Genomic DNA, 22115 nt, shown 5'->3' with positions numbered 1-22115 from the left:
GGTCATGAGTGTTCATCCGGCAGATTGTCGCGCACGTAGATGGCGGGGATCAGCTCCGGTGCCGGGGGAGGCGGCAGGTCGTCCACGATGGCCTGCAACAAGGCCAGGGCGCGGTTCATCTCTATCTCCGGCCGCTGGTCGATCGCGACGTCGATCACGCCCTCTTCCAATGCCTCGCGGATTTTTCCGGACACTTCGTGAACCACGCAAAACAGTTGCGCCCTGAGATCGAGCATCCGCACCACTTCAATCAGGCCATCGTTCCCGGCGCCCGCGTTATAGATCGCGGTTGCACCGTCTTCTTCGGCGAGACGAGCCCGCAAGGCCTCCCGCATCAGCCGGTCCTGATCTTTCGTCTCTATCAATTCAGATACGGTGATCTGCGGGAAATCCGATCGCAGCACCTCTTTGAACCCGTATATGCGATCGCTGTGATCACGCACCTCGAGTGAGCCTGCGGTCAAAATGACATGCCCGGCCTTGCCTCTGTGGGTCATGCCGATCAAGCGGGCCGCTGTTCGGCCGGCCTTCACGTTGTCGATCCCGATATAGTGGTCTCGGCAATGCTCCGGGGCATCAGAAACCAAGGACACAACCTTCGTGCCCTGGGCGCGCAAGGCGGCCAATGCTTCACTGTGTCCCTGGCCGACAAAGGCGATGCCGTCGTATTTCTGACCAAGCAACCTGGTCAAAGCCGTATCGAGCGCGCCGGCATCAAAGGCTTCGAATTCGACGATATCCAGCTGAACGCGCGCAGCTTTCATGTGGTGTTCAGCCCTGCGAAGCTGTTCATGCATGCGCCCGAAAAAGGAGTGCGACTGCCGGGGCAATACGAAGGCCAGACGATGTCGACGATTGCGGGACAGGTTGGCTGCGGCCACATTGCGGATGTAGCCGAGCTGCGCCATCGCTTCCTCGACCTTGCGGACGGATTTCTCCGCCACATTGCCGCGCCGGTTGAGCACGCGGTCGGCTGTCGCATAACTCACGCCAGCAAGCTGCGCGACGTCAAGAAGCGTCGGACTCTTCATCTTTCCTCCCAGTGCGCGGCACTCTCGTGCCGTCGCAGCTTTACGCTACACTCAAAATGATATGCGTCAATCATTTTTTGAAAGGTGGTTTGAAATGAATTTTCCTGTTTTCTTACAGAGGCTTAAAATTACTGAAGAAAAAGAATGAATGAAAAATGATTGTCGCCATTCAGTAGTATCTGAGGCGTTAACGGGCTTTCACGGCGCCATGCTGAGAGATTTTCTGGAGTTTCAAGCCTATTCGTGCTTAAATCCAAAACGCCTCATTGGCACTGAGGCCCGGCTGGTCAATCAGCGATTTGCCGCAGAAAGTCGAAGTCGCATCCCTCATCCGCCTGTAGGACATGGTCGCGATAGAGCATGTCGTAGCCGCGCATCGCCGGGCGCTCCTCCATTATCCGATCGGCCCGCCGCGCTTGCAGTTCCTGGTCCGACACCAAAAGCCGGATTGACCGGTCCTTCACGCTGATCGCGATCATGTCGCCATTCCGAACCAGGCCGATCGGCCCACCCGAAGCCGTGTCCGGCGCGACATGAAGGATGATGGTCCCGAAAGCCGTGCCGCTCATGCGTGCGTCGGAGATGCGCACCATATCCTTGACCCCAGACCGGGCCAGCTTGGCCGGGATCGGGATGTAGCCTGCCTCCGGCATGGCCGAGTCGCTGAGTGGGCCGGCGTTTTGAAGAACCAGAAAATCGTCGGCCGTAACGTCGAGATTGGGGTCATCGATCCGCGCGGCGAGATCCTGAAGTGACGTAAAGACGACGGCACGGCCGGTCTTCTCAAAAAGCTTCGGATCAGCGGCTGAGCGTTTGATGATCGCTCCACGTGGCGCGATGTTGCCGAAGAGGGCCAAGAGACCGCCGTTCTCGCGGATGGGGTCATCGATGGAATGGATGACGTTGCGGTCCACCCAGTCGTCGGCGGCCTCGATGCGGTCACCGATGGTTTCGCCCGTGATCGTCGCGCAGTCGAGATGCAGGAGATGCCGGAGTTCACGCATGAGGGCCGGAATACCTCCGGCAGCGTGCAGGTCTTCCATGTATGCGGTGCCCGTCGGCTTCAAGTCGACAAGCACGGGCGTGTTGTTGCTGATCTCGTTCATCTTCTTCAGGTCGAGCTTAAGGCCGAGCCGGCCGGCGATGGCGGCAAGGTGGATGATCGCGTTGGTCGAGCCGCCCAGCGCCATCAAGATGCGCACGCCGTTTTCCAGCGCCTGTTCGGTGATGATTTCTTTGGGGGTTACGCCCGAGCCGATCAACGAAGCGGCAATTCGGCCTGTCTCTTCCGCCAGCCGCAGCCGATCCGCGTCGACTGCAGGGATGGTCGCCGAGCCGGCAGGCATCATCCCGATGGCTTCGGCGATCGATGCCATGGTGCTGGCCGTGCCCATGACGGCACAGGTTCCGGACGTGGATGCAAGGCGCTTTTCCACTTCGTCGATACCCTGATCATCGACATCGCCGGCACGATAGCGCTGCCAGAAGCGGCGGCAGTCGGTGCAGGCGCCAAGACGTTCACCTTTGTGGCGGCTCGTTCCCATGGGACCGGCGACAAGTTGGATCGACGGTCGCCCCGCTGAAGCCGCGCCCATGAGTTGAGCGGGAACGGTCTTGTCGCAGCCTCCGAGCAGCACAACGGAATCCATCGGCTGAGCGCGTATCATCTCCTCGACATCCATCGACATGAGATTGCGGAACTTCAGGCTTGTCGGGCTCAGGAAGACCTCGCCGAGCGAGATCGTCGGGAACTCGATGGGGAGAGCGCCTGCTGCCAGCACACCACGCTTGACCGCGTCGATCATCTCGGGGAAATGGCGGTGACAGTTGTTGAAGCCGCTCGCCGAGTGAGCGATGCCGACGATCGGCCGATCCAGCATCTGGCGGCTGTAGCCCATCGAACTGGCGAAAGAGCGGCGCAGATAGATGCTGAAGCTCCGATCTCCATAGTTGGTCAGCCCCTTCGATAGACCCTTGTTCTCATAAGCATCGTTGTCGTCACACATCGAATATTCCTCATGCAACCGCGTTCAAGGGGATACCGTTGAAGCTGGTTGAGGACGTCAACCTGATTGCCTTCACGACCCACTCCGCCGTTCTCGACGCCACGATCGGATTTTCAGCGGCGAGCGGCATATGGTTGGTACGCTATGCCGAAACGGGAATTTCGGCGTCCAACGGCACGCCACGGGTCAGCTTTGCGATGTGCGGAGTGCCGAGGGATCATTCGGTGTGCTGTACATCTCGATGTAGTGGTTTTTTGCAGGGGCGAGATGGCTTCTGCACAAGAGAACGAGGCGCTCACGGTCGGAGGAACGCACCGCATCGATGATCGCCCAATGGGAGTCGATCACCCATCTGAGATACTCCGCTTTGTTGGTGAATATCGACCTGTATGCATGGGATTTTCTCGCCAGAAGGTCGATCACTTCTACAAGAGCTTTGTTGGGACAATGCGAGAACAACGATTTGTGGAATGCGATGTTGCTGCGGAATATCGCTCGCAGATCCCCTCGCTCGCTGGCCGCGGAGTGATACTCTTGGATTTTCTCCAATGCAGCGATGTCCTCGGGAGCAAACGGAAGCTTGAGTTGCCTTGCTGCCTCGGCCTCGACAACTTCGCGCACCGCATTGATGTCCTCGACTTCCTTGACGCTGTAAAGCCGGACCACGGATCCCCGATTGCGTACCCTCTGCACGAGTCCGAGCCATTCAAGTTCCTCCAGCGCTTGGCGAAGCACGTATCGCTTGACGCCGAAGCGGGCCGAGAGATCTTCCTCGATGAGCCTTTCCTTGGGAAGCAGACGGCCGAAAACGATGTCCTCCTCAAGCGCTTCTGCAATTGCGACGCGCAAGTCATCTCCACGTAGGCTTCGGATCTCCTCCTCACGGTAAGCGGGCTTGTCGTACTGATAGAGAGGGTGGTCGTGGCTGCGGTTCAATGTCGTGTCCATCGTGAGATGCCCATCGGCGAATAGAAGTGTCGAAAAGATTGTTAGCAGAATTGTTGTGGAATGCTAAAGAGGTTTTTTGCCACGTCGTCACCGATGAAGAGCCGCACGGCATAGGAAGAAAGGCCCTAAAATGTCGCTTTATCCGCCACCTGAAAGGATTGAAGCTCGAATTTTCTCCACGACCCCCGCTGAGCTGCGTCGGCCCGACGACCGGCCTGAGTGGGCGAGATACAACCGTCCTGATCGCCGTGCAGACGTCTTTCTTGAAGGACCTAGCTTCGACCGAAAAGGAAACCTGTGGATGGTCGATGTGCCTCACGGAAGAATTCTTGTGCTTGCTCCAGATGGCTCCTGGAGCGTTCGCTGCGAGTATGATGGTTGGCCTAATGGTCTGAAGATTCATGACGATGGGCGCGTTTTAATCGCCGATTACATGCATGGAATCCTTGTGCTCGCTCCCGAGGACAAAACCCCCCGGCCACTCCTGACCCATCGCCATAGCGAGCGTTTTCGAGGATGCAACGACCTCGTCTTCAGTTCCACGGGAAAGCTGTTTTTTACTGACCAGGGCCAGAGCGGCATGCACATGCCCAATGGTCGCGTTTACGCTTACGATCTGGAAAGCGACCGTCTGACGCTTTTGCTGGACTGTGCTCCAAGCCCGAACGGAATTGTGCTGACGCCGGACGAGCGGATGCTTTATGTGGCGATGACCCGAGCCAATGCGGTTTGGCGGCTGCCGCTGATGGATGATGGCGCGGTGAGCAAGGTCGGTGTGTTCATCCAGCTTTCGGGCGGGATGGGCGGCCCCGACGGAATGGCGTTGGATGAGCGTGGTGGGCTTTACGTTGCTCACGTGGGGAATGGATGCGTCTGGGGCTTCAACCAGCTCGGTCACCCGACTTTCCAGATCGCCCGACCGGGAGGGACCCTCGGGGTGACCAACATCGCCTTTGGCGGACCGGAAAACACGCAACTCTATATCCTTGAATCCGACACGGGAAACGTTCTCGTAGCGGACCTTCCCGTGCCAGGACGCCGGATGTATTCGCACACGCCCTCGAGGAGCGGCCGCGCAATCTAAGACGGGGCGGAACCGGTGGCGGCAGTGGTCATGATCTTTTGCGGGGCTGCGATGCTCGGGAAACGCCCCGCCATATGGGATGCCGGATGTGACTTCGCGGTGATCGAGGGGCCGTCCCCGTGGCAGATGGCTCATGCCCGATCTGGCAAGCCGCGATTGCTCGCTTTGGATCTCAGGTCGCAGACGAAGAATCAAATAATTTCAACAAGATGAGTTAGGAGGAATCTCCAAAGGTCGCGCATTGTCGAAGAGAATGTGAAAAAAATTGTTGACAATATTATCAACAGTGGCGTACCTCCAATACGCTGGATCTTGTGACTTGATCGACAGCAAGGGGAGCAGAGTCTGCGCATGGCGCAGTGAAGGACGAGGATTGGGCTTGTCCTTCCGAGGGAGGAGGAAGAAATGGGAAGTTTGTTGGAGGAAAAGTGCGGCCGTCGTGCCGTTATGAGCTTGATGGCCGGTGTCTTCGCGGCGGCAGGTCTGATGGCAATGCCGGCTGAGGCGCAGGAAAACCCCGACGTGGTCTGGAAGCTATCGCACACGACGGACCCGAACTCGATCTACCAGACCGCTGCCGTTGCCTTCAAAGAATATGTCGAGGAGAAAACCGGAGGTCATTTCAAGATCCACATATTCCATTCGAGCCAGCTAGGCTGGGAGCGTGAGGTTCTTGAGGCGCTTCAGGTCGGAACGATAGAATCGACGATCCCGGCGCTGGGGCCGCTCGCCACCTTCGTGCCAGCCTATGACGTGTTCAATCTTCCTTTCATTTTCGAAAGCCCGGAGCACATGATTGCGTCATTCGAGCTTCCCGGGATGGAAAAGCTTAAGGACGTCGCGTCTGAAAAAGACCTTGTTGTCGCCAAGCACTTCCTGCCCACGTTTCGTTATCCGATGAATTCGAAGCGTCCGATCGAGACTCCCGAGGATCTGGCGGGCCTGAAGGTGCGCACAATGGGGGTTCCTGCGCATGTCGATGCTTACACGGCGCTCGGCGCCAACGTTACATCGATGGCATTTTCGGAGGTGTATGGCGCCCTTCAATTGGGGGCGGTGGATGGTGTGGAGAACTTCTACACAAACCTGTACACCATGAAATTCCAGGAACAGGCAAAGTACATCTCGGACATTCCGGTCGTCAACAACGCTGCGGCTATGGTCTTCAGCAAGAAAGCTTTTGAAAAGCTGCCGAAGAATTACCAGGAAATCGTGTTGAAAGCGGCGGATGTGGCGGGCGATGCGGCAAACGAGGTCGCGGTGGCAGAAGAGGCGAAATCGCTCCAGTTGCTTCAGGAGGCGGGTGTGAACTACACCCATGTCGAGGATCTGAAGCCGTTCAAGGATCTGACGGCCCCTGTCTCGCAGAAGTACGTTTCCCAGATGGAGCCTTGGGTGGCCGAACTGCGCGAGGAAATCGTGACCCTGGTCGAAGATTGAGTTGGTCAAGTCGGAGGGGCGGCAAAGCCCCTCCGACCTGAAAGCCATGCTGCATCGCGGCAACAGGGGGCGTGAATGTTACGATTGTCGGCGACGGTGGCGGGGATAGCGGAATACATTGCCGTGAAGGTGATGATCCTTGCCTTCGCAATCATGGTCATCTCGATTGTGGGCGCGGTGGTCAGCCGCAACACCGGGATTTCCGTTCCCTGGTTCGAAGAACTTGCTCGCTACATGCAGATCTGGACCATTGGGGTCGGATTCGCGCTCGCCTTACGCAAGGGCCTGCTTTCAGGGTCGGAGATCTTGCTTTTTCTTTTGCCGCGGTCCGTGGCGAAAGCGGCGGTGTTCGTCACGAAAGTCTCGATGCTGTTCGTGTCCGGGTTCCTTTTGAAGGTGAGCCTTCCGTTGATCGGCCATCTCTATAGCACTTACCAGCTCTCTCCGATCCTCGGACTTCCCATCATCTTCGTCTACCTGGGTCTGTACACAGGGTTTGCCCTGTCGGTCTTGTTCCTGGTGACTTCACTGATCGCGAACCTGCATGGGCGGAGCGATCAGCTGGATCTTACCTTCGCTCAATTCGATCAATCCCCGCGCGCCGATTAAAGCTTCGCGATTTTATTCTGAAGGACAGCGCCGTCATGACCGGAGCGATCGCAATCTTCCTATTCTTGATTTACCTGGCGATGGGGATGCCAATCTTCTTCGTATTGGCGGTGGTCTCTTGCTTCTACTTCTGGTCCGCCGACATGTCCCAGGTCATGGTCCTGCAGCGCATGTTCGTGGGGCTCGACCAATTCGTCATCATGGCGGTGCCAATGTTCATCCTGGCCGGCAAGCTGATGGCGGCAGGCGGCACCCTGCACCGTCTCATCGACCTTGCCGTGGTCCTCGTCGGTCACGTTCGCGGCGGACTTGCTCAGGTCAACATTGTCGCAAGCATGTTCTTTTCGGGCATCAGCGGATCGGCCACTGCCGATGTCTCGGCATTGGGTCCCATTGAAATCGAGATGATGAAGAAGGGCCGCTATCCCGTCGATTTCGCCACCGCCGTCACCATCTCGTCTTCGGTCATCGGTCCGATCGTCCCGCCGAGCATTCCTCTGGTCATTTATGGCGTTGTGGCGTCAACTTCCATCGGCAACCTGTTCCTGGCGGGCATTGTGCCGGGCCTTCTTATGGGGATCGGACTGATGATCCTCGTGTATTTCATGACGTTCAAGTTCGACGTTGATCCGCAGCCGCGCGCCTCGTTCAAGAGGATGGCGCAAGCATTCGTGGATGGGATAGGCCCCATGGGACTCCCGTTCATCATCATCGCCGGGATCTACACGGGATTGTTCACTCCGACGGAGGCCGCTGCGGTCGCGTGCGTCTACGCCTTTGGTCTTGGAATGTTCGTGTATCGGCAGCTCAAGTGGCGTCATCTTCCAGCCATCATGCTGGAAAGCGGTTTGATCACGGCCTCGGCCCTATCGATCCTCGCGATGTCGAATGTCCTTTCTTGGATCTTCACGGTCGAGCTTCTGCCGCAGGCGCTGGCTCAGTTTCTCCTGTCGATCAGCGAGAACAAATACGTCGTCCTGCTGCTGATCAATATCGGGCTCCTGCTGCTCGGCTGCGTGATGGAGACGTTGGCTGCAATCATCATAGTGGTGCCGATCTTTCTACCCATCGTCGTCGGCCTTGGGATCGATCCGGTTCATTTCGGCGTCATCGTCTCGATCAATCTGACGCTTGGCCTGCTAACGCCGCCTCTGGGCCTCAACCTCTACATCGCCTCAGCGATCACCGGCGTGAATGTCGACAGGATCGCCTATGTAAACCTGCCGTTCCTGGCCGTTCTCATCACCGTGCTCATGATCGTGACATTTGTGCCCGAGCTGTCGCTGCTGCTGCCCAACCTCATGCTGAACTAGGGGTCCTCCTGCCCCTGTTCCGACTATCGCGGAGATGCCACTGATGAAACACAACCGGATACTCTTGACCGGCGCTGCCGGCTCGCTTGGGACCGCGCTTCGCCCGTATCTGGGCCAGTTGGCTGAACACGTTCGGTTGACGGACATCAAGCCGCTCACGGATCACGAGACTCACGAGGAATTTGTTGCTGCCGATCTGACCGATCTGGATCTGTTCATCGAACTGGCAAGGGACTGCGATGCCGTCATCCACCTGTCCGGCATTCCGGTGGAAGACAGTTGGTCAAGGCTCCTCCCGGCCAACATCACGGGTGTCTATAATCTTTATGAAGCCGTAAGAGCAAACGGGCGGGCGCGGGTAATCTACGCCAGCACAAACCATGTGATGGGGTTTTATCCGCGGACCCAGAGGCTACAGGTATCGGTCCCGTTTCGGCCGGACACGTTGTACGCAGCGACGAAATGCTTCGGCGAGAGCCTCGCCAGTCTTTACCACGACAAGTTCGGCATCGAGACGTTGTCGATACGGATCGGTTCCTTTCGGGCTGCGCCGGAAGACCGGCGCATGCTGGCCACCTGGGTCAGCGCCGCCGATACGTTTGCGCTCATTGAACGAGCCCTCGCTGTGCCGAGTCTTGGGAACAGCGCCGTATACGGTGTCTCCGCCAATGCGGAAAGTTGGTGGGACAACGGCGAAGCCGCATTCCTGGGCTGGGCGCCCAGGGACAGCGCCGAGCAGTGGCGAGAAGAGCTGTTTGCTCGAGAGCCGGTACAAGACCCTTGTGATCGAGCCGTCATCTACCAGGGGGGAAGCTATGTCGGCTTTCCGCATCCCGACGACAAGGAAGCCGCTGTGGTTGCGGAAATTGAAGAAGGTCGATGAACTTGGAAGCCGTTACCTCCGCATCACCTGCACCTGAACAGTCCATAGAGGCGATAGAGGCTTCGGTGGCGCGACCGGAGAAGAACATTCCGCGTCGTTTGCGCCGGTATCTCGCGCTTGATGATTTCGAACGTACCTGCAAGCGCCGCCTGCCGCATATGATCTATGGTTATGTTTCCGGTGCGGCCGAGACGGGTTCTGCGATGCGTGGAGCCAGAGATGCGTTTGCTCAGCTCTCGCTTGTTCCGCGCACGCTGATGAACGTCTCGACGCGTCACCAAACCACAAGTCTCTTCGGTAAGAGCTACTCATCGCCCTTCGGTGTGGCGCCGCTCGGTGGGGCGGCGATGGTGGCCTATCGCGCTGACCTTGCCCTGGCAGACGCTGCAGGACGGACCAACGTTCCAGCAATTTTGAGCGCCTCTTCTCTGATAAAGCTGGAGGACGTGGCCCGGCAAAATCCGGATGCCTGGTTTCAGGCATATCTTGCAGGTGACAAGGCGCGCATTGCCGCGATGATCGACCGTGTTGCCGCAGCCGGCTTTCAGACGCTCGTTGTTACAGCCGACACGCCTGTGCCGGGAAACCGTGAACATAACGAGCGCAGCGGCTTTGGGATGCCGCTTCGCATCACACCGCGTGTTGCGCTCGATAGTGCACTGCATCCCGGATGGCTTCTTGGGACGGTGGCGCAAACCTTCCTCAGACATGGTGTTCCGCATTTCGAGAACATGGATGCTCACCGAGGGCCTCCCATGATGTCGCAGAGTTTCGTGCGCAACATGAACAGTAGAGATCAGCTTGCTTGGGAGCACATCGACTTTATCCGTGATCGCTGGGAGGGAAAGCTCGTCGTGAAGGGAATTCTTTCCGCCTCAGACGCGAAGGCGGCAAAGGCCATTGGCGTCGACGGGGTGATCGTATCAAATCATGGCGGGCGTCAGCTCGACTATTCGGTAGCGCCTCTGCTCGTTCTTCCCGAAATAGTGGCCGAGGCTGGATCACTGTCCGTGATGCTTGACGGAGGAATTCGGCGCGGCACCGACGTTCTGAAGGCGCTGGCTCTAGGGGCAGACTTCGTCTTTCTCGGCAGGTCATTTCTGTATGCGGCAGTTGTTGCGGGTCGGGAGGGAATCCTCCACGCCATGCACCTGCTTTCGCAAGAAATCGACAGGGACATGGCTCTCCTGGGCCTTCGCAGCCTATCTGAAATCTCGTCCGAGATGGTGCGACCGATCCCCTTCACTGCTCGCAAAGAACCGGCCCATCAAGGAGAATAACGATGCAATCAGCCACCTCTGGACTCTCTGTCATGAGCGCCCTTGCCGTCGAGGTCGCGCTCAACCGCTGGATCATTCCTGAATTTCAATCCAGGTCGGGCCTCCACCTGGATATGAAGTGGGGTCCGACCACGGTACTGGAACGTGACGTCGGTGATGGTCGGCGGGCCGATGTCCTGCTTGCAATTGATGATTCAATCGATCGTCTCGTCGCTGATGGCGTTCTGGTCGCCGAAACGCGCAGACCGATCGCGCAAGCGGTGTTGGGTGTCGCGGTGAAGGAAGGTGCCGCGCGATACGATATTTCGACCCTCGCCAGCTTCAAGCAGATGCTGTGCAATGCAAAAGGCGTGGCCTTCTCGCAGGCAGGGGCTAGCGGGATCTACTTTCGGAAGATGATAGCCGAACTGGGGATAGCAGAGATCGTCGAAGCCCGTGCGGTGACCATTCCGGCTGGTTTTACCGCCCATAAGGTGGTGAGCGGTGAGGCTGAATTGGCCATACAGCAGATAAGCGAGCTCATGACGGTGGATGGCGTGGATATCCTGGGGCCATTCCCGCCCGAGGTGCAAGTGACGACGAACTTCTCTGTCGCTGTTTTTGTCGATGCGAAGAATCCGGCAGACGCGCGCGCATTTGTGGAAGCGCTTTGCTCCCCGGAAGCCGATATTGCTTACCGCAACGGAGGTCTCGTCTCCAGAGTCTCGGCATCGGGGATGGTTGCATGAGCAAGCATCGCATCGTCTTGCTCCATGCTACACCGGTTGCCATGGAGCCTATCCGCAACGCCTTCCTTCAACGGTGGCCGGAAGCGGAGATGGTCAACCTGCTCGACGACGGGCTCACGATCGATCGCGCCAAGGACGCTGAGCTGACTCCCAGCCTCATCGAGCGCTTTGTCGACTTTGGCCGCTATGCGCACCGAATAGGTGCGGACGGTATTCTTGTGACCTGCTCCGCTTTCGGGACAGCGATCGATCGAATGGCCGCGGAACTCCCTGTTCCGGTTCTTAAGCCGAACGAAGCCATGTTCCGGACCGCGCTCAAATACGGACGCAACGTCGGAATGTTGGCGACTTTCGCTCCGTCCGTGATGACCATGACGGACGAGTTCGACCTGTTCGTCAAGGAGACGGGAACGACCGCGAGGGTCGATACGATTGTCGTTGACGGGGCGATGGACCGGCTGCGGGCGGGCGACGTAGAAGGTCACAACAACCGGATTGCCGCACGCGCAGCTGAATTCAAAGATCACGATGTGATCATGCTGGCTCATTTCTCCACTTCGCGCGCCCAGGCGGCGGTTGAGCAGATGGTCGAGGTGCCGGTCCTCTCCGCGCCAGGGGCGGCGGTCGAGCAGATGAGACGGATGGTGACAGGTGCAGCTGGCCGCGACGAGGTGAAGTGACGATGCTTCTCGGGGTTATCGCTGACGACTTCACCGGTGCAAGCGACATATCGAATGCGATCGCCAGGGGAGCGTCTTCTCTCGGAGGATTGCGTGTCGCGCAGTTCATGGAAGTGCCAGGGGTGGACGCCCCGATCGGCATCGAGGCGGGCGTAATTTCATTGAAGTCTCGTTCCATCGAACCAAGAGAGGCCGTTCGTCAATCACTGGAAGCCTTTGAATGGTTGAGACGCCAAGGTTGCGAGCAGGTTTACTTCAAGTATTGCTCCACCTTCGATTCCTCACCGGAGGGCAACATTGGCCCGGTTGGCGAAGCGCTGGCGGATGAGCTTGGGGTTCACGGGGTGGTCGTCTGCCCGACCTTTCCCAAACTGGGGCGCACTGTCTACCAGGGCCATCTCTTCGTCGGTGACCGACTGCTCAATCAGTCAGGGATGGAAAACCATCCGTTGACACCGATGCCGGATGCCGACATTCGCAGATGGCTTTCCCTCCAGAGCAAGGCACCGGTGGGATTGGCGAGCCTGCAGGTGGTGCGTTCGGGAGAAGAATTGCTCCGGATCGCACTCGAAAAGGCGGCTCGGCAGGGTGAAAAGCTGGTCATCGTTGACGCTGTCAGCGATGAGGATCTGGAAATCATCGCCAGGGCATGTGTCGGCGCTCCCCTCGTCACAGGGGGGTCGGCGTTGGCGGCCGGACTTTCCTCCAACTTGGTTTCGCGCCGGGAAGGGGTTAAGGAGCATTATTGCTTTCATGGAATCGACGGGCCGGAGGCGATCCTGTCCGGTAGTTGTTCGGCGGTCACCCGCAAGCAGATTGCCTACCATTCCAGATCGCACCCCGCGCTGGCAATCGATGTCGAGTCAGTGATGACAGGTGAAGTCGATGCTGCAGCTCTCCTTCAATTTCTGAAGTCAAATGAAGGTCGTGCTCCACTCGTGTACTCGTCCAGCGAGCCAGAGGCCGTTTCTGCGGCTCAGGCAAAATGGGGCCGAGAGAACGTCGCCTTGAAGCTCGATCAGTTATTCGCCTCGCTAGCATGCGCGCTTGTCGATGGCGGAACCCGGCGGTTGATCGTGGCAGGTGGAGAGACCTCCGGCGCGGTGGCTCGGGCTCTCAATCTGGGCGCCTTGGAAATTGGCCCTGAGATCGATCCTGGCGTGCCCATCTTGATCAATGAGAGCCGTACAGTCGGGCTCGCGTTGAAGTCTGGAAATTTTGGATCGGAGCAATTCTTTACAAAAGCACTGGAGCGGATGAGGGGGCAAGGATGACGTTGGAAGAAGAGCATCTGCGAAAAGAAATGGTCCGCTATGGCGCGCTTCTCTATGAACGCGGTCTGGCTCATGGAAGCGCTGGCAATCTTTCCGTTCGGCTCGGTGATGGGGCGATCCTCATCACTCCGACCAACTCGTCTCTGGGGGCCTTATCGCCTGAGCGGATATCCAAACTTTCGCAAGATGGCAGTGTCCTTGCCGGTGACCTGCCTTCAAAGGAGTCCTTCTTTCATATCGCCGTCTACGAGCAACGCCCCGCCGCAAAGGCTATTGTCCATCTTCATTCGACTTATTCCGTAGCGCTATCTTGTCTTTGCCATCAGGACAAAGACAACGTGCTACCCCCCCTGACAGCCTATCAGGTCATGCGTGTGGGACGGCTTCCGCTGGTTCCATACTTCCGACCTGGCGATATCCGGCTGGCGGATGCCGTCCGCAGGACCGCGAGCGGGCACAAAGCGATGTTGCTTGCAAACCATGGTCCAGTGATTGCGGGAGCATCTTTGGCTGAAGCGGTTCATGCGTGTGAGGAGTTGGAGGAAACAGCCAAAGTCTTCTTCGCCCTCGGCAGCCGGCCGGTGTCCCTTCTTCGTTGCGAAGAGGTAGATGAGCTCCAAGCGGTGTTCGGATCGTAAGAAACGACCTCAGCAAGTTGCGCTGATTTTGCATAGTCGTTCAGATGGTCAACTCAGACGGCAACTGAAGCGCTACCGGATGCACCTTCGGCTGGCGCTAGAGTTTTCCGGCCTTACGGCGCGCTGGCGTGCTCCAGCGTAGGAGATACAGCGTTAGGGTATCGAATCCGGGGACCGCTACCGCCAATCCACACACCTACCGGAAATACGCTACAGGCTCCGATTGTTCTCTCGGCTTATGGCGGCGTAGGTGGACTTACTGCGTTGAGCCGGAAGCATCGACCGGCACTGGCGATATCAAGCTCTTTGTGCGCCGGGGTCTTTCCGAGGTCAAGGTAGAGGTCAACCCGGTCGGCCGAGGCACGCTTCTCCCCACGCAAGGGGCCGAACTCTTCGCATCGGCGGCGGATGAATTCAAGCGTACCCTAAGGCTGCCGATCCTGGCGCCTGCGGAACTCTATGGCAGCAAACTTGTCGCCGCGATACCTGCCCGCCGTGAAATGGAAGCTAGAGAACATTCGCAAGCTGAAGCAGTCCAACCCGCGCAAACACGCCGAACTGCTGGCAACATTGGAAGAGAAACTGGAACTGTGAGGATATACGCGCCGGACACGCGAATATCCCCAACGCGCCCTCGGCTGGCGCTGGAGTTTTCCGGCCGCAACAGGCTCCCCTCCTTTCCACCACTGTCTGCCGGAAGTGTACGCCCTTTCCGTTCCGTGGCCTCCACTACTCTTCAGTTGCTTCGGCGATTTGGGTCCGTATCCAATCGAGAAAATTAAGGAGCGGTCGGGAAGGTGAACGCCCTTTCGGCCAGGTTAGATAATAGCTTTCACCGGTGCGACAACCATGGTCCAGCGGCGAAACCAGAGTTCCAGCATTGAGCTGACGTCGCACAAAGTGACGATTGGCGATGGCAATACCCAGATCCATTAGCGCCCCTTCGCAAGCCAGCGAACTGTTCTCGAAAACCAACTTGTTTCTGGGCTCAAATGATGCACCTGCGGACTTCAGCCAACTCGGCCAGTCATTGGGTCGGGCCGCAGAGCAGAGTAGTCGCAGGTTCTCGAGCTGATCGACATGGGCTACTGAATGGTTCACCAGAAAAGCGGGCGAGCACACCGGGATCAGCTCCATGTCGGCCAACTTTTCCGCGTGCAGATCCGGCCACTGGCCGTCACCACCTCGAATGGCTGCATCGAGATTGCCAGTCTCGAAATCGGCGATATCGGGCGAAGAAGACAGTCTCACCTCGATACGCGGATAGGCGTCATGAAAGTCGTGCAGCCGCGGCATCAACCAGCGGTGCGAAAACGTGACATAAGATTGGATCGCGAGAATGTTCCTCTGTCCGCGACGTGATACGCGCCGGGTTGCCGCTTCGATGTCCTGGAACCCCTTTGCGATGCCTTCAAACAGAACAACGCCTTCCCGGGTCAGTTCGATTCCGCGGTTTTGGCGGCGGAACAGAGTGACCCCCAGATAGTCCTCCAAGACCCGGACCTGCCGGCTGACGGCGACTTGACTGACGTTCAATTCATCCGCAGCCACGGTCAGGCTCCTGTGCCGGGCCGCGGCTTCGAATGCCTTAAGCGGGTTCATCGGCGGAAGCAGACGCGTTGGCGTGGCGGTCATTCAACAGTCCCGAATGCTGGGCCCTCGGCCAGATGTATAGCGGTCCCGATCTGCGCAGGCTCCCCGACGATATATCTTGCACATAGTCCGGGCAATCACGAGCGCTATCCCGCGATGGTGGACAAGCCGCCGGTCGGGTCGACAGGGCTTCGTCCGCGAAATGGAATGTCCCCACAAAGTGCCTCCACCAAGGCCTCTTGCATTGGCAGAACCGGGCTGTATGCATTGATATAAGTGGGGCAGTCCGGCATGTGAAACAAAAGAAACGGGGAGCCCAGCGAGACATAGAGCGTGGGAAGTTCCTGCCACATGCGCTGCATGGTGAGCGGAAAAGGTCCATGCAGCCGCTCCCAGTTAGGCCCGAGATATTCCTTGCCCGACAAGCCCTCTTCGGCAGACAGGTAAAGACCGATATCCTGGTCGGTCACGTTGATCGGCTCGCCGGGTACCACGCGCGTGATCTTGAAGCCGCGTGCCTCGAGCATCTGGGCCACCTGCAGGTCCGGTAGCGTGGAGGAGGGGCTTCTCCGGTCACGGATTTCGGCCAGGAGGATACGGCGATGGCGATCCGGGGATAGCGGCAGCAGGTTCTGGCAGTCCCTCACCAAGGTCACGGCGCGCCGGCAGGTCTGCTGGGCCCATAGCCGATGCTCCTCGGTTCCCAGCATCTGCTTGCGTTCCGCATCCGAAAGCAGGGTAGAGTTGAGGTGCAGTCCCAGCGAGGCCTTGAGCGCCAGGATGCGTGCCACCGCCTCGTTGAGCCGCTTCTGGCTGAGCGCGCCCGACGCCAGACCTGCGCGCAGATGTCCAAGATCCTCTTCTATGTCACGGGGGAACAGCAGGATATCACAGCCGCTCTCGATGCACAGGGGCACCAGATCAGCTCGTTTCCCCTGCGACGTAAATCCCACCATACCCGTCGCGTCCGAGACGATCACGCCATTGTAGCCCAGTTCGGTGCGCAATAGACCCTGCAGCAAGCCGGCATTGAGCGAGGCCGGGTGCGCAAGGGCATCGGCGGTTCCGTCCCGCCGCTGACGGTCATGGTCGGGAAGGCAGATATGGCCGGCCATGATCAGGCGCACGTCCTTTTCGATCGCGGCCTTGTAGATGCGACCGAAACTGTTCCACCATTCATCCATCAGCATGGAATTGCCGGTCGTGACGTAGTGCTGGTCGCGTTCGTCCAGGCCATCGCCCGGGAAGTGTTTGACGCAGCTGGCCAGACCGTTGTCGTGCATGCCCTCGATATAGGCGGACATGCAGGCGATCGTCTGGTCGACGCTGGCCGAGAAGGTTCTGGTATTGACGGCATTGGAACGGAAGTTGAGCGCCAGGTCCGCTACGGGTGTCCAACTGACGCTGAAGCCCAGATAGCGCGCTTCCCGGGCCGCAATGGCGCCCATGCGGTAAGCAGCTGCCGGATCGCCCGTGGCCGCCACGGCCATCTGGTTGGGATGGCTGGTTCCACATTTGACGCTGGCTTTCTCGGACATCTCGATATCCGCGCTCAGCAAGGGTGGGACAACCGACCTCGCCATGCTTCTTTCGGCCGATCGGCGCAGCTCGGCTTCCGAATAGCTGGGGAACCGATGGATGCCCCCGAGGCCCCGGTCCACCAGGACATCAACTGCGCCATCCGACAGATCGCGGGTCATGGGAAGCAGAATCTGCGCGAGCTTCTGCTCCTGCGACATCGCGCCGAAGGCGATCTTGACCCATTCCAGAGCGGCCCGACCGAGGTGGAATGGTGCGCCACTCAACTGCGCATCGGACAATGGCGGTTTGACGGGCATGGCAAAGCTCCGACCGGGTTTCAATCCGGGCCTCAATGGACATTCTGCCCAAACTATACGCACGCGCGCGGTCGGTCTGCGCATGATCGCTCAGGCCGGCTCTAACTTCTTGGGGCTGGGCATCGCGTTGATCGAAATCGGTCCTGGCTCGAAAATGGCAACGACCGGTTCGCACCCGACTTGAACGTCTCGCGCATGTCCGGCTCATGGCCAATCGATCAGCGGAAAACGAGATGAAGAAGGCTTTTCAGGGCTACAGGATCATTGATACGACACACGTCCTGGCTGGACCGTTCGCAGCGTTCCAGCTAGCCACGCTTGGTGCGGAAGTCATCAAGGTCGAGGATCCCAACGCGCCCGACCAGGCACGTTTTCAAGGCCCGGACCGGACGATGAATGACCAGGGCATGGGTACGGCCTTCCTGGCGCAGGGATCGAACAAGTCCAGCATCGCGCTCGATCTCAAGACCGAGGAAGGCCGCGAGGCGATGCTGCGCTTGCTGACCACCGCTGATGTGTTCATCGAGAACTATCGCCCTGGCGCATTCGAAAGTCTTGGTCTTGGTTACGACGATCTAAAGCAGCGCAATCCGGGACTGATCTTTTGTTCGCTATCGGCCTTTGGAGCGACCGGCCCGCGGCGGGAATTGCGCGGCTATGACAATATCATCCAAGCCTTTTCCGGCTTCATGGCGATGACGGGGGACGACCCGGCAAAGCCCTTCAAATGCGGTGCACCCATCATGGATTACGCCGCTGGAACCACCACGGCCTACGCAATAGCCGCGGCCCTTTTGCAGCGCGAGCGCAATGGCGGAATGGGGGTCGCCATCGACGTTTCCATGCTCGACGTGGCCATGATGTTCGCAACGTCCCACGCGGCGGCCTATTTCTGGTCCGGCAAGGCGCCGGGCATGAAAGGGAATGCCTATCCGTTTGCCACGATCGGTCTTTACCACGCCAGCGATGCCCCGATGATGGTGTCCGCCTCCAATCTGCGCCAGCAAAGGCGGCTTTGGAGCTTTTTGGGCCGCCCGGACATGATCAAGGCCAACAACAACGAGCGGCTGGATGCGCATGAGGAGGAGGCGGCGGTGCTCCGGTCGGCCTTCCTCCATCGGCCCGCGGCCTACTGGGAAGACGCCCTGCAGGCCCAGGGCGTGCCCTGCGCCAGAATCCGCCGCTTCGACGAGGCCGTCAACGATCCGCAGATGGAGAGCCGGCGGGTGTTCCACCGCTTCGCCGGCGAGGCTGGAACAGTGGCCGGCATGACCAGCACGCTGGCAGGCTTCACGATGTCCGAGGCCGGTCCCTCACTGGAGACGCCACCACAGCCATTGGGCGCCCAGACCGACGAGATCCTGGCCAGCCTGGGCTATCCGGCGGCCGAGATCGCCGCGATGCGGGCACGCGGCATCGTCGCTTGAGATCATTGTTCGACGGCCGGCGTCCGCTCCCGGGGACTCTCCTGGAACGGGATCGGCCTGATCGCGGCGTACAAAATGTTAGCCAGGTCCCAATTTCGGCTCCGTTGACGCTGATGCGCCCATTCCAGAGGATCATTGTCATCCGTTCGGTTCTTGCAGTGGGGAGGCCGCAGGACTGTGAGCGGAACCGCGCCAAGGCGTGGCCAAACCAAGAGATGGGAGTGCTCCACTTGAAACTGTCCAAGCTTACATTGCTCGGCGCCACGGTAATCGGCCTGTGTCAGCCTGGCCTGGCGGCGGAACTGGAAGTGACGCATTGGTGGACGTCCGGCGCGGAAGCTGCGGCCATCAAGGTGATTGCCGACGCCTATTCGCAAAGCGGCAATACCTGGATAGACGGCGCCATCGCCGGTGCCGGCGGTGTCGCCCGTCCATTGATCACCAGTCGCATCACCGGGGGCGACCCGATGGGCGCAACCCAGTTCACGCACAGCGCGGCCATGGTCGAGCTTATCGAAGCCGGCTTCATGCGCGATGTGACCGAGCTTGCCGAGACGGCCGGATGGAAGGAGAAGATCTTCCCCCAGTCGCTGCTCGAAAGTTGCACCTTTGAAGGGCGGCTCTATTGCGTGCCGTCCAATATCCACTCCCAGCAATGGCTATGGCTGAACAACGCCGTGTTCGAGGACAATGGGCTTGCCGTTCCGCAGAACTGGGCCGAGTTCGTAGCGGCCGGACCCAAGCTGCGTGAAGCGGGAATTGTCCCGCTGGCGCAGGGGCGCCAGGCTTGGCAGTTGCAGCTGACCTTCAATGTCCTGATGGTCGGCATCGGCGGCCCTGAGCTGTTCCTCAAGGTCTATGACGATCTGGATGCCGAGTATGCCGCTGGCCCGGACGTGGCCAAGGTCTTCGAAGCGGCGGCCCAAGCGCGCACCCTGATGGAAGGTGGCAATGTCCAGGAATGGAACCTGGCAGCACAAATGCTTGTCGGCGGTAGCGCGGCCGGACAGATCATGGGTGACTGGGTGCAGGGCGAGTTCACTCAGGCGGGCATGGTCGCCGGAGAAGACTATAGCTGCCTGCCAGGTCTCGGTGAACACGAATACATCACCGCCGCCGGGGACGCCTTCTACTTCCCTAAGGTGGACAACCCCAAGATCGTGGCCGCGCAGGACGTTCTGGCCAACGTGATCGTCTCTCCCGAAACGCAGGTCGCCTTTACGGCAGCCAAGGGGGCGCTGCCCGTGCGTGGCGATGTGGAACTGGTCGATGCCACGCCCTGTATGGAAAAGGGCATGGACATCCTCAAGCAGGGGCACATCGTGGAGAGCATCAACACGCTGGTCTCGCCCGACACGGTGGCGCGGGTCACCGACCTGATGGTTGAATTCTTCGCCGATCCGTCCTTCGAGGCAGCACGGGCCCAGGCCGAGTTCGCCGAAATCATCGCGACCGCCGACTAATGCCGAATGCCCTGTGCGGCGTGCTCATGCGCCGCACACGGTCGCTCATCACACAAAAATTCGGGGATGCAAGGATGTCGCGGAGCGATAAACCGACTGGGCTACTGAAGAACTTAAGCGCCAAGATCGCCGCTATTCCGATGATTCTGACGGCGCTCGTCGTATTCGTCGGGTTCTCGGCATGGACGATCGCCTACTCGTTCACCAACTCGCGTCTGCTGCCCAAGGCCGACTGGGTTGGGCTCGCTCAGTATGAGCGGCTGTGGGCGACACGGCGCTGGATCATTTCGATCGAGAATCTGGCGATCTATGGCAGCCTGATGCTCGTCCTTTCGCTTGTTCTGGGTTTCCTGCTGGCCGCGCTTATCGACCAGAAGATCCGCTTCGAAGACGGCTTCCGCACCATCTTCCTTTATCCTTATGCCCTCAGCTTCATCGTCACGGGTCTCGTCTGGCAGTGGCTGCTCAATGCCGAATTCGGCATCCAGGCTGCAATCCGCAATCTCGGTTTCGAAGGGTTCACCTTCGACCCGCTCTACGATGCCAATATTGTGCTCTACGGCGTGCTCATCGCCGGCCTTTGGCATGGCAGCGGGCTGGTCATGTGCCTGATGCTGGCTGGCCTGCGCGGTATTGACGAAGACATCTGGAAGGCCACGCGGATCGATGGCATCCCCGCCTGGAAGACCTATCTGCGCGTCGTCATCCCGATGATGCGCCCGGTCTTCGTGACCACGCTGGTGCTGATCACCTCCGGCATCATCAAGCTCTACGACCTGGTGATCGCCCAGACCGGCGGCGGACCGGGCCTGGCGTCGGAAGTGCCCGCCAAGTTCGTGTTCGACGCCATGTTCGTGTCGCAGAACCTGGCTCAGGGCTTTGCCGCATCCACCATGATGCTCGTCGCCGTGATCTTCGTGATCATTCCCTGGGCCTATCTCGAATTCGGAGGCAAGAAGCATGTCTGAAGCCGTCGTCGTCGAGCGGCATGGCGTCTTCGCCGAGGCCCGGGGGGGCAGACCGCGCCCCGTCCTGTCGCGCCGCAATATCATGATCTACGGTACGTTGGCGGTGCTGGCGATCTACTATCTGCTGCCCATTTACGTGATGGTGGTGACCTCGCTAAAAGGCATGCCGGAGGTCAGGCTGGGCAACATTTTCGCCCCGCCGCTCGAGATCACCTTCGAGCCTTGGGTCAAGGCCTGGTCGAGCGTGTGCACGGGCCTTAATTGCGAAGGCCTGTCGCGCGGGTTTCTCAACTCGATCAAGATCACCGTTCCTTCAGTGATCTTTTCCATCGCGGTCGCCTCGGTCAACGGCTACGCTCTGGCCATGTGGCGCTTCAAGGGCGCAAACATCTTCTTCACCATCCTGATCATTGGGGCGTTCATCCCCTATCAGGTCATGATCTATCCCATGGTCATCCTGCTGCGCGAAATCGGGCTTTACGGGGACCTGGCGGGCCTGGTGCTGGTCCATACCATCTTCGGCATGCCGATTCTGACCCTGTTGTTCCGCAACTATTTCTCCTCCGTGCCGGAGGAGCTGTTCAAAGCGGCGCGCGTGGATGGCGCCGGGTTCTGGCGCATCTACTTCAAGATCATGGTGCCCATGGCGCTGCCGATCTTCGTCGTGGCGGTGATCCTGCAGTCAACGGCGATCTGGAACGACTTTCTGTTCGGCGTGATTTTCACCCGGCCGGAAAGCTATCCGATGACCGTGCAGCTCAACAACATCGTCAACTCGGTGACCGGTGTGAAGGAATACAACGTCAACATGGCGGCCACCCTGCTGTCAGGTGTTGTGCCCCTGGCGATCTACTTCTTCTCAGGCAAGCTCTTCGTGCGCGGCATCGCGGCCGGCGCCGTGAAAGGATGACC

At 59.1% G+C, this 22115-nt stretch carries 20 protein-coding genes; 15 read left to right on the top strand and 5 right to left on the bottom strand.

The window, feature by feature from the left end:
• Nucleotides 1-2 precede the first annotated feature (2 nt).
• The 3 genes from NUU27_RS03365 to NUU27_RS03355 all read right to left on the bottom strand — a co-directional run bounded on the left by NUU27_RS03365 (nucleotide 3) and on the right by NUU27_RS03355 (nucleotide 3985).
• Nucleotides 3-1031 (bottom strand): LacI family DNA-binding transcriptional regulator, encoded by a 1029-nt coding sequence (locus tag NUU27_RS03365; RefSeq protein WP_257760638.1) that lies wholly within the window; start codon nucleotides 1029-1031, stop codon nucleotides 3-5.
• A gap of 287 nt (nucleotides 1032-1318) precedes the next feature.
• The gene (locus NUU27_RS03360; RefSeq protein ID WP_257760687.1) at nucleotides 1319-3037 is read right to left on the bottom strand and encodes a dihydroxy-acid dehydratase; all 1719 of its coding nucleotides are present in this window, start codon (nucleotides 3035-3037) and stop codon (nucleotides 1319-1321) included.
• 186 nt (nucleotides 3038-3223) lie between these two features.
• Entirely contained in the window at nucleotides 3224-3985 is a 762-nt protein-coding gene (locus NUU27_RS03355; RefSeq protein ID WP_257760637.1) for a GntR family transcriptional regulator, read from the bottom strand.
• A gap of 130 nt (nucleotides 3986-4115) precedes the next feature.
• On the opposite strand from NUU27_RS03355, the gene NUU27_RS03350 reads away from it, so the two are divergent.
• From NUU27_RS03350 to NUU27_RS03300, 11 genes are all read left to right on the top strand, one after another.
• On the top strand, nucleotides 4116-5069 hold the full coding sequence (locus tag NUU27_RS03350) for an SMP-30/gluconolactonase/LRE family protein (protein WP_257760636.1): 954 nt from the start codon (nucleotides 4116-4118) through the stop codon (nucleotides 5067-5069).
• A 405-nt stretch (nucleotides 5070-5474) separates the two neighbouring features.
• The gene (locus tag NUU27_RS03345; protein ID WP_257760635.1) at nucleotides 5475-6509 is read left to right on the top strand and encodes a TRAP transporter substrate-binding protein; all 1035 of its coding nucleotides are present in this window, start codon (nucleotides 5475-5477) and stop codon (nucleotides 6507-6509) included.
• Nucleotides 6510-6584: 75 nt separating this feature from the next.
• A complete protein-coding gene (locus NUU27_RS03340; protein WP_257760634.1) occupies nucleotides 6585-7118 on the top strand; it encodes a TRAP transporter small permease in 534 nt (177 codons plus the stop codon).
• A 35-nt stretch (nucleotides 7119-7153) separates the two neighbouring features.
• Nucleotides 7154-8431, top strand: coding sequence for a TRAP transporter large permease (locus NUU27_RS03335; protein WP_257760633.1), 1278 nt, complete (start codon nucleotides 7154-7156; stop codon nucleotides 8429-8431).
• 43 nt (nucleotides 8432-8474) lie between these two features.
• Nucleotides 8475-9314, top strand: coding sequence for an NAD(P)-dependent oxidoreductase (locus tag NUU27_RS03330; RefSeq protein ID WP_257760632.1), 840 nt, complete (start codon nucleotides 8475-8477; stop codon nucleotides 9312-9314).
• On the top strand, nucleotides 9311-10594 hold the full coding sequence (locus NUU27_RS03325) for an alpha-hydroxy acid oxidase (protein ID WP_257760631.1): 1284 nt from the start codon (nucleotides 9311-9313) through the stop codon (nucleotides 10592-10594). The genes NUU27_RS03330 and NUU27_RS03325 overlap by 4 nt, the downstream gene beginning before the upstream one ends.
• A 2-nt stretch (nucleotides 10595-10596) precedes the next feature.
• A complete protein-coding gene (locus NUU27_RS03320; protein WP_257760630.1) occupies nucleotides 10597-11322 on the top strand; it encodes a substrate-binding domain-containing protein in 726 nt (241 codons plus the stop codon).
• Nucleotides 11319-12002: an aspartate/glutamate racemase family protein gene (locus NUU27_RS03315; protein WP_257760629.1), complete on the top strand. Its 684-nt coding sequence runs from the start codon at nucleotides 11319-11321 to the stop codon at nucleotides 12000-12002. Before NUU27_RS03320 ends, NUU27_RS03315 begins: the two co-directional genes overlap by 4 nt.
• 2 nt (nucleotides 12003-12004) lie before the next feature.
• Nucleotides 12005-13276, top strand: a complete 1272-nt coding sequence (gene otnK, locus NUU27_RS03310; RefSeq protein ID WP_257760686.1) for a 3-oxo-tetronate kinase — start codon at nucleotides 12005-12007, stop codon at nucleotides 13274-13276.
• Nucleotides 13277-13278: 2 nt separating this feature from the next.
• Nucleotides 13279-13914, top strand: a complete 636-nt coding sequence (gene otnC, locus NUU27_RS03305) for a 3-oxo-tetronate 4-phosphate decarboxylase (protein WP_374565470.1) — start codon at nucleotides 13279-13281, stop codon at nucleotides 13912-13914.
• A 459-nt stretch (nucleotides 13915-14373) separates the two neighbouring features.
• The gene (locus NUU27_RS03300) at nucleotides 14374-14508 is read left to right on the top strand and encodes a hypothetical protein (RefSeq protein WP_257760627.1); all 135 of its coding nucleotides are present in this window, start codon (nucleotides 14374-14376) and stop codon (nucleotides 14506-14508) included.
• Nucleotides 14509-14643: 135 nt separating this feature from the next.
• On the opposite strand, the gene gcvA is transcribed toward NUU27_RS03300, so the two are convergent.
• Together gcvA and NUU27_RS03290 are read right to left on the bottom strand one after the other, a co-directional pair.
• Nucleotides 14644-15549 carry a transcriptional regulator GcvA gene (gene gcvA, locus NUU27_RS03295; protein ID WP_257760626.1) on the bottom strand — a complete coding sequence of 302 codons (906 nt, stop codon included), beginning with the start codon at nucleotides 15547-15549 and terminating at the stop codon, nucleotides 14644-14646.
• A gap of 104 nt (nucleotides 15550-15653) precedes the next feature.
• On the bottom strand, nucleotides 15654-17345 hold the full coding sequence (locus NUU27_RS03290; RefSeq protein WP_257760625.1) for a glycoside hydrolase family 3 protein: 1692 nt from the start codon (nucleotides 17343-17345) through the stop codon (nucleotides 15654-15656).
• A 233-nt stretch (nucleotides 17346-17578) separates the two neighbouring features.
• On the opposite strand from NUU27_RS03290, the gene NUU27_RS03285 reads away from it, so the two are divergent.
• The 4 genes from NUU27_RS03285 to NUU27_RS03270 all read left to right on the top strand — a co-directional run bounded on the left by NUU27_RS03285 (nucleotide 17579) and on the right by NUU27_RS03270 (nucleotide 22113).
• Nucleotides 17579-18772 (top strand): CaiB/BaiF CoA-transferase family protein, encoded by a 1194-nt coding sequence (locus NUU27_RS03285; protein WP_257760624.1) that lies wholly within the window; start codon nucleotides 17579-17581, stop codon nucleotides 18770-18772.
• A 215-nt stretch (nucleotides 18773-18987) separates the two neighbouring features.
• Nucleotides 18988-20235: an ABC transporter substrate-binding protein gene (locus NUU27_RS03280; protein ID WP_374565468.1), complete on the top strand. Its 1248-nt coding sequence runs from the start codon at nucleotides 18988-18990 to the stop codon at nucleotides 20233-20235.
• Nucleotides 20236-20309: 74 nt separating this feature from the next.
• A complete protein-coding gene (locus tag NUU27_RS03275) occupies nucleotides 20310-21203 on the top strand; it encodes a carbohydrate ABC transporter permease (protein WP_257760622.1) in 894 nt (297 codons plus the stop codon).
• On the top strand, nucleotides 21196-22113 hold the full coding sequence (locus tag NUU27_RS03270; RefSeq protein ID WP_257760621.1) for a carbohydrate ABC transporter permease: 918 nt from the start codon (nucleotides 21196-21198) through the stop codon (nucleotides 22111-22113). Before NUU27_RS03275 ends, NUU27_RS03270 begins: the two co-directional genes overlap by 8 nt.
• The last annotated feature ends 2 nt before the right edge of the window (nucleotides 22114-22115 follow it).

This window comes from Nitratireductor sp. ZSWI3, from assembly GCF_024655565.1.
In the GTDB taxonomy this organism is placed as follows: domain Bacteria; phylum Pseudomonadota; class Alphaproteobacteria; order Rhizobiales; family Rhizobiaceae; genus Nitratireductor.
This window is presented reverse-complemented; position numbering and strand designations above follow the sequence as displayed.

Excerpts from the sequence above, each read along its gene's own strand:
- NUU27_RS03365 (WP_257760638.1), bottom strand. The coding sequence starts at position 1,031 with ATGAAGAGTCCGACGCTTCTTGACGTCGCGCAGCTTGCTGGCGTGAGT.
- NUU27_RS03360 (WP_257760687.1), bottom strand. The coding sequence starts at position 3,037 with ATGTGTGACGACAACGATGCTTATGAGAACAAGGGTCTATCGAAGGGG.
- NUU27_RS03355 (WP_257760637.1), bottom strand. The coding sequence starts at position 3,985 with ATGGACACGACATTGAACCGCAGCCACGACCACCCTCTCTATCAGTAC.
- NUU27_RS03350 (WP_257760636.1), top strand. The coding sequence starts at position 4,116 with ATGTCGCTTTATCCGCCACCTGAAAGGATTGAAGCTCGAATTTTCTCC.
- NUU27_RS03345 (WP_257760635.1), top strand. The coding sequence starts at position 5,475 with ATGGGAAGTTTGTTGGAGGAAAAGTGCGGCCGTCGTGCCGTTATGAGC.
- NUU27_RS03340 (WP_257760634.1), top strand. The coding sequence starts at position 6,585 with ATGTTACGATTGTCGGCGACGGTGGCGGGGATAGCGGAATACATTGCC.
- NUU27_RS03335 (WP_257760633.1), top strand. The coding sequence starts at position 7,154 with ATGACCGGAGCGATCGCAATCTTCCTATTCTTGATTTACCTGGCGATG.
- NUU27_RS03330 (WP_257760632.1), top strand. The coding sequence starts at position 8,475 with ATGAAACACAACCGGATACTCTTGACCGGCGCTGCCGGCTCGCTTGGG.
- NUU27_RS03325 (WP_257760631.1), top strand. The coding sequence starts at position 9,311 with ATGAACTTGGAAGCCGTTACCTCCGCATCACCTGCACCTGAACAGTCC.
- NUU27_RS03320 (WP_257760630.1), top strand. The coding sequence starts at position 10,597 with ATGCAATCAGCCACCTCTGGACTCTCTGTCATGAGCGCCCTTGCCGTC.
- NUU27_RS03315 (WP_257760629.1), top strand. The coding sequence starts at position 11,319 with ATGAGCAAGCATCGCATCGTCTTGCTCCATGCTACACCGGTTGCCATG.
- otnK (WP_257760686.1), top strand. The coding sequence starts at position 12,005 with ATGCTTCTCGGGGTTATCGCTGACGACTTCACCGGTGCAAGCGACATA.
- NUU27_RS03300 (WP_257760627.1), top strand. The coding sequence starts at position 14,374 with ATGGCAGCAAACTTGTCGCCGCGATACCTGCCCGCCGTGAAATGGAAG.
- gcvA (WP_257760626.1), bottom strand. The coding sequence starts at position 15,549 with ATGACCGCCACGCCAACGCGTCTGCTTCCGCCGATGAACCCGCTTAAG.
- NUU27_RS03290 (WP_257760625.1), bottom strand. The coding sequence starts at position 17,345 with ATGCCCGTCAAACCGCCATTGTCCGATGCGCAGTTGAGTGGCGCACCA.
- NUU27_RS03285 (WP_257760624.1), top strand. The coding sequence starts at position 17,579 with ATGAAGAAGGCTTTTCAGGGCTACAGGATCATTGATACGACACACGTC.
- NUU27_RS03280 (WP_374565468.1), top strand. The coding sequence starts at position 18,988 with ATGGGAGTGCTCCACTTGAAACTGTCCAAGCTTACATTGCTCGGCGCC.
- NUU27_RS03275 (WP_257760622.1), top strand. The coding sequence starts at position 20,310 with ATGTCGCGGAGCGATAAACCGACTGGGCTACTGAAGAACTTAAGCGCC.
- NUU27_RS03270 (WP_257760621.1), top strand. The coding sequence starts at position 21,196 with ATGTCTGAAGCCGTCGTCGTCGAGCGGCATGGCGTCTTCGCCGAGGCC.